General features: G+C 67.6%; 3 protein-coding genes, 1 pseudogene and 1 CRISPR repeat array (1 of these 5 cut by a window edge). Of the genes and pseudogenes, 3 read left to right on the forward strand and 1 reads right to left on the reverse strand.

Going from position 1 to position 6,186, the window contains the following annotated elements; genetic code table 11:
• Positions 1 to 2,315: a CRISPR direct-repeat array (repeat unit 29 nt; unit sequence CTGCTCCCCGCGTACGCGGGGATGGTCCC); it begins 215 nt to the left of the window's first position.
• A gap of 510 nt (positions 2,316 to 2,825) precedes the next feature.
• From ACN27F_RS34275 to ACN27F_RS34285, 3 genes are all read left to right on the forward strand, one after another.
• Positions 2,826 to 3,377 carry a hypothetical protein gene (locus ACN27F_RS34275; RefSeq protein WP_421430467.1) on the forward strand — a complete coding sequence of 184 codons (552 nt, stop codon included), beginning with the start codon at positions 2,826 to 2,828 and terminating at the stop codon, positions 3,375 to 3,377.
• 100 nt (positions 3,378 to 3,477) lie between these two features.
• Positions 3,478 to 4,863: an IS1380 family transposase gene (locus ACN27F_RS34280; RefSeq protein ID WP_421430468.1), complete on the forward strand. Its 1,386-nt coding sequence runs from the start codon at positions 3,478 to 3,480 to the stop codon at positions 4,861 to 4,863.
• Positions 4,864 to 5,005: 142 nt separating this feature from the next.
• Positions 5,006 to 5,440, forward strand: a complete 435-nt coding sequence (locus ACN27F_RS34285; RefSeq protein ID WP_421430469.1) for a hypothetical protein — start codon at positions 5,006 to 5,008, stop codon at positions 5,438 to 5,440.
• A gap of 131 nt (positions 5,441 to 5,571) precedes the next feature.
• Here ACN27F_RS34285 and ACN27F_RS34290 read toward each other — a convergent pair.
• Positions 5,572 to 6,186 (reverse strand): annotated as a pseudogene (locus ACN27F_RS34290) (CRISPR-associated helicase/endonuclease Cas3); the annotation flags it as partial.

Raw genomic sequence — 6,186 nt, forward strand, 5'->3', positions numbered from 1 at the left:
GCCGTGGCCGGCTGGCTCGTCGACGGCGACTGCTCCCCGCGTACGCGGGGATGGTCCCCAGGGCTTCTGACGCCTGCTGGATGGGCTTTGCTGCTCCCCGCGTACGCGGGGATGGTCCCCGGAAATCGCGCTGCTTCGCCTGGTAGCCGACCTGCTCCCCGCGTACGCGGGGATGGTCCCATCGGTGGCGCCATCTGTCTTGGCGTCGACTCCTGCTCCCCGCGTACGCGGGGATGGTCCCTCTTGCTGGCGAGGTCACGGCTCCGGGTAGCCCTGCTCCCCGCGTACGCGGGGATGGTCCCCAGGGTCAGCAGCCGCGCAGCACCGGCCGCAGCTGCTCCCCGCGTACGCGGGGATGGTCCCGGTGAGCCCGCGGGCCGGGCGGGGCGCCACCCCTGCTCCCCGCGTACGCGGGGATGGTCCCGGCGTTGCGGTCCGGGCGGTACGGCAGCGGGTCTGCTCCCCGCGTACGCGGGGATGGTCCCGTCGTCTGGGGTCGGCGCGAAGACGCGCGGGACTGCTCCCCGCGTACGCGGGGATGGTCCCGTCTTGCGTCTGGGGCAGCAGCTGGGCCTGGTCTGCTCCCCGCGTACGCGGGGATGGTCCCCGGCCGGCGGCTCTACCCGGCACGGCCGCACCCTGCTCCCCGCGTACGCGGGGATGGTCCTGGACCACTACAAAGTCGATGAGATCCGAAACCCTGCTCCCCGCGTACGCGGGGATGGTCCCCCGCGACGATCTCCGAGCCTGCCGCGACCAGGCTGCTCCCCGCGTACGCGGGGATGGTCCCCTCCTCGCCGTGCGCTCGGGCTGCTTGCTGCGCTGCTCCCCGCGTACGCGGGGATGGTCCCGGGTCAGCCCAGCAGCGGCCAGCGCGCCGCACCTGCTCCCCGCGTACGCGGGGATGGTCCCGGGTGCTGGTAACACCCGAGCCGGCCTAAGGACTGCTCCCCGCGTACGCGGGGATGGTCCCTGCGCGCATCACGCCCAATTGCTGACAGGTATCTGCTCCCCGCGTACGCGGGGATGGTCCGTACGGCAGCCAGTCGATTCGCGCCCGGCACGTCTGCTCCCCGCGTACGCGGGGATGGTCCCTCGTTACGGATGCTGACCACCCGGTGGCCTTCCTGCTCCCCGCGTACGCGGGGATGGTCCCCGGGGCACCAGTCTCCCCGGGCCGCCCGCCAACTGCTCCCCGCGTACGCGGGGATGGTCCCGGCCGGCAACCAACCGGGGCTACGGGCCACGACTGCTCCCCGCGTACGCGGGGATGGTCCCATGCGCAACGCCCGCGCGAAGCTGATCGTGTTCTGCTCCCCGCGTACGCGGGGATGGTCCCTTGCGCGGGGTGTGTGCGCGGTGTCATGCGCACTGCTCCCCGCGTACGCGGGGATGGTCCTTACGCGGGCAATGCCCGCCGACACGCCATCGGCTGCTCCCCGCGTACGCGGGGATGGTCCTCCCACGCTGCCGCGGGACCTGGAGGCTAATCCCTGCTCCCCGCGTACGCGGGGATGGTCCCGCCAGGTCGTTCACCGAGTCGGCGCCGTCGCGCTGCTCCCCGCGTACGCGGGGATGGTCCCGCAGCACCGACATCACAGACGAAGCCGAAACCCTGCTCCCCGCGTACGCGGGGATGGTCCCGCGGTGAAGTTGCGGCCGTAGAAGATGGTCAGCTGCTCCCCGCGTACGCGGGGATGGTCCCTGCCATGGATCACCTCGGGCGGTAGGTGTGGACTGCTCCCCGCGTACGCGGGGATGGTCCCAATCTCAGTGTCCGGTGCCGACCGGCACCGCGCTGCTCCCCGCGTACGCGGGGATGGTCCTCGTGGCAGGTCACGATCTACGACCGGGAAGCCCTGCTCCCCGCGTACGCGGGGATGGTCCCCAGCCCCAGGAGCCGAGGTGTGCCGCATCGGCCTGCTCCCCGCGTACGCGGGGATGGTCCGGCGGATGCGGCCTCGCCCCAGAGGTTCTGCAGCTGCTCCCCGCGTACTCGGGGATGGTCCCAGTGAAACGGCAGTCCCCGCCGTGTCACACAACTGCTCCCCGCGTACGCGGGGATGGTCCCGGTGCCGGAGGTCGCCGGGTTCCTGGGCGTGGCTGCTCCCCGCGTACGTGGGGATGGTCCCTAGGGCATGGTGTCCTACCTGTACTACCGCTCCTGCTCCCCGCGTACGCGGGGATGGTCCTCCGCTTACGCTCATGTCGATAATTGCCCGGCCCTGCTCCCCGCGTCCGCGGGGATGGTCCCTGCCAAGTCGGGATGCCGTACTCGTGCACGGTCTGCTCCCCGCGTACGCGGGGATGGTGTCCGCGCATCGAACGCGACCAGCCAGGTGCACTGCCGCTCCCCGCGTACGCGGGAGATGGGTCCTTACCGAGGAGACGGTCTTGGCCGTCGGCAGGCTTACGTTGGCCGCGACCGAGCTGGAGTACCTTCTCGCGGGGATCGGTGCCGGTCAGGCCTACGGCGATTGTGCCGCGATCCGCACTGCTCCGGCGAGCCGTCCCGAGCGGTACGAGGTGTTGCTCGGCTCGCCTCGCTGGACCGCCGTGACGAGTTCATCGGACTGGTCGAGGCTGCCGGGAACTGCCTGCGATGCCGGGACCGGTTGCAGGCGCTGCCTGACGATCTGGACCGCACGCCGTCCGCCCTGCCCTGTCTCGGTAGCAGCCGCGACCACGCCTTGTCGGCGGCATGTGTGGATGCGCTCAGAGGTGCAAACCTGACGTCGACAGTGACGGATCAACGACAGCAGTCTGCTTCGACTGTCGCGCCATCAATCGATGAAGGTGTATGATCTGCTCTTGCGGCCTACTTCATGGGAGCGATTGTGCCGATTGGGCAGGGCGTGCCGGATCCGATTGCGCTAAGGAAAGTTTGGCCGAAGGGATCGCAACTTCTCTCTCGCTGTCGACCACTCACTTATGCGCTTTTCGCGGCGGCCCTGGCCGCAGCACAATTTGCTGCAGCGGAGTTTATTCATGTACGAGACGTAGGAATCGATGACGGAACCTTTGTCGTCGTAAGAGAGAACGGACAGGTGTATCGCATAGCTGGCGGGGCTCCGCTGCACGTCTCCAGTTGGGATGCGTTTGGTGGGCCGCAGCCGACGATGCCAATTTCGGTGGCGCAGCTGAACGCGCTTCCCTATTATCCGGCGGATGGCACGTTCATTGTTGGTGGTCAGACTGATCAGATTTTTCGGGTTGCTGGTGGGGCTCCGTTGTATGTGTCTAGTTGGGTGCCGTTTGGTGGGCCGCAGCCGACTGTCGTTGTTGACCAGGATGCGATTGATAATGCTGGAAGTGGTGGTGCTGGCAGTCCGTGGAGCCATCTTAGCCTCAATCCGTGGACCTGCCTGGTTGGGTGATGTCCGAATCACAGTATGGATGCAGTGAGAGTGCCCTCTGAGCTGGGATGATCGGGTTTGTCTAGAACACGATCGATTTCCAGTCAGGAAGGCACTCTCGGTGCAAGGATCTCATGCTTGGCGTGGCGACAGCGCGGTCTTCGACGAGGAGAATCTCGTGTCGCACGCCGGACTCGTACCGCTGATGGCGTTGGCCGAACAAGCCGGGCTGTCTCGGCTGCTCGATGAGCATGTGCGGTTCACCAGTGAGCGGGTCAAGTCCGGGGCGGCCAACCCGACGCCGAAGCTACTGTCGATCATCGCCGGGATGGCTGCCGGGGCTGACAGCATCGACGACCTGGACGTGATCCGCGCTGGCGGGATGAAGAAACTCTTCCGCGCGGTGTATGCCTGCGCCACGTTGGGGATCCTGTTGCGGGAGTTCACGTTCGGCCATGTTCGCCAACTCGGCGCGGTGCTGCGCACGTCGTTGATCGCGTTGGCCGGGCGGACCACGGTCCTGGCCGGAATCACCGAACGCGCATTCATAGACATCGACTCGCTGCTGCGGCCGGTCTACAGCAAAGCCAAGCAGGGCGCCTCATTCGGCCACACGAAGATCTCAGGCAAGAACGTGCTGCGGCGCGGGCTGTCCCCGTTGGCGGTCACGATCTCCACACCGCAAGCGGCACCGGTGCTGGCCGGGGTCCGCCTGCGCGCGGGTAGGGCCGGGTCGGCACGAGGCGCGACGACCATGGTCGTCGAAGCGATCAACACCGCGATCGAGGCGGGAGCCGACCCGGCCACCATCGTGGTCCGCGGCGACTCGGCGTTCTGCTCGGGCAAGACCATCGCCGCGATCGTCAAAGCCGGAGCCACGTTCTCATTCACTATCGCCCGCAATCCCGCCGTCGACGCCGCGGTCGCGAGCATCCCCGACGATGCGTACACTCCGGTGCAGTACCCCGGCGCTGTCACCGACCCCGACACCGGCGAACTGATCTCCCACGCCCACGTGGCCGAGATCGAGTACACCGCCTTCGCCGGCACCCCATACGAAATCACCGCCTGGCTGGTCGTACGGCGGGTCCTTGACGCCAACACCCAGGACCCGCTGTTCCCGGTCTGGCGTCACCACCCGTTCTTCACCAACAACGTCGAGCCCGTCGCCCAAGCCGACATCACCCACCGCGCCCACGCCATCTGCGAACAGGTCTGGGCTGACCTCATCGACGGACCCTGGGCCCACCAGCCCTCCGGCTCATTCGCCGCCAACGCCGCCTGGAGCGTGCTCGCCGCGATCACCCACAACCTGCTCCGCGCCGCGGGCACGCTCACCGCCACCACCCGCCACGCCGTCGCCCGCGGCGCCACCCTCCGCCGCGAACTGGTCAACGTTCCCGCCCGCCTGGCCCGCCCACAACGCCGCCCCGTGCTGCACCTACCCGCCCACTGGCCCAAAGCCCAAGCCTGGCAACACCTCTGGATGGCCGTCTTCACAACCTGAACACCCATCCCGGCACCACGAGCACCTGACCAGCACCGCGAAACCCCCACGCCGCCACGATCGCAACAACCGAGGGAAGCTGGCAGTCAGGCCAGCAGATCCGACACGCCCCCATCCACCACCCGCCAGACATAATCGTCAAGTGTCGATGACTGCCGTCAAGTCCTATCGAGTCCACGGATTGAGGCTTAGCTATCGTCCGGCGGATGGCACGTTCATCGTCGGTGGCCAGACCGGTCAGGTTTACCGGACTGCGGGTGGGGCTCCGCTGTACGTCTTCAGCTGGGTACTAGATGACGGATCGCAGCCGACTGTCGTTGTCGATCAGGATGCGATTGATAATGCTGGAAGTGGTGGTGCTGGCAGCCCATGGAGTCACCTGAACTATTATCCGGCAGACGGCACGTGGTTGACGGGATCACAAACAGGTCACACCTTCCGGGTCGGCGACGGATACGCTTATCGCCTTGCAATGCCGCCGGGGGAGAGATCTGTCGTGATCGACCAGGCCGCAATCGACAACGCCGGTACCGGTGGTACAAATGGTTCATGGAATCATTTGCGCGGTGTCCGTTAACTACCCGGCCATGTCAGGGTGCAACACAAGCTGCTGTGGCGCTGCTCTCCGCGTACGCGGTGATCGTTCCGGCGGCGGACGGGGAGACCTTACTGGCTCTGCTCGGCAGTCGGCCCGCCGGCCGAGTCCGGTCATCGACCGCCGTCTGATTTTGTCACGGTCAAGCCGTTGTCGTTGTCGTAGTGCAGGTTGAATCCGGCGACCTGGGCGTTGCCGTCGTCGTCGAAGTCGAGAACGAGCTCGCCGGCAAGCCAGTGCGACTCGTCCCACGCCGGAAAGTGGTTCCGGGCTTCGAGTTCCGCGATCACGGCGTCGAGGCCGCCGGTCATCACCTTCGGCAACGCGATGGTGCAGCGGGCGATCGATCGGGCGAGCCGATGGTCCGGCGCCATCTCGGTGGGCACTTCGCGGTCCGGATCGTCCGGCACCCAACTCGGGATGCGCAGCCGGCCGTCCCGGCGTACCAGAAGGATCACTTCCAGGCTCTCGGCGGAGTCGGCGCGGACGTGACCCCGGCCGCGGGCGTCGTTGCCATGTGCGTCGGCGTCGCCGATGTGCGCGCTCAGCCAGCCGAGCAGGGCAGTGGCGCTCCCGGCGACACCACCGAGCCGGTACCGGTCGGCGCGGTCGCGGTGCTCCTGCTGCTTTTTGCCGCTCGCCTGATCAGCCTCCCGCATCGCCGGATGCCAGTCGGCTGGCCCCACCACCGGGTCGTCGTAGGCGGTCTGCACCAACCTCGGGATGTC

The sequence above is a fragment of the Solwaraspora sp. WMMB335 genome (genome assembly GCF_049179075.1).
In the GTDB taxonomy this organism is placed as follows: domain Bacteria; phylum Actinomycetota; class Actinomycetes; order Mycobacteriales; family Micromonosporaceae; genus Micromonospora_E.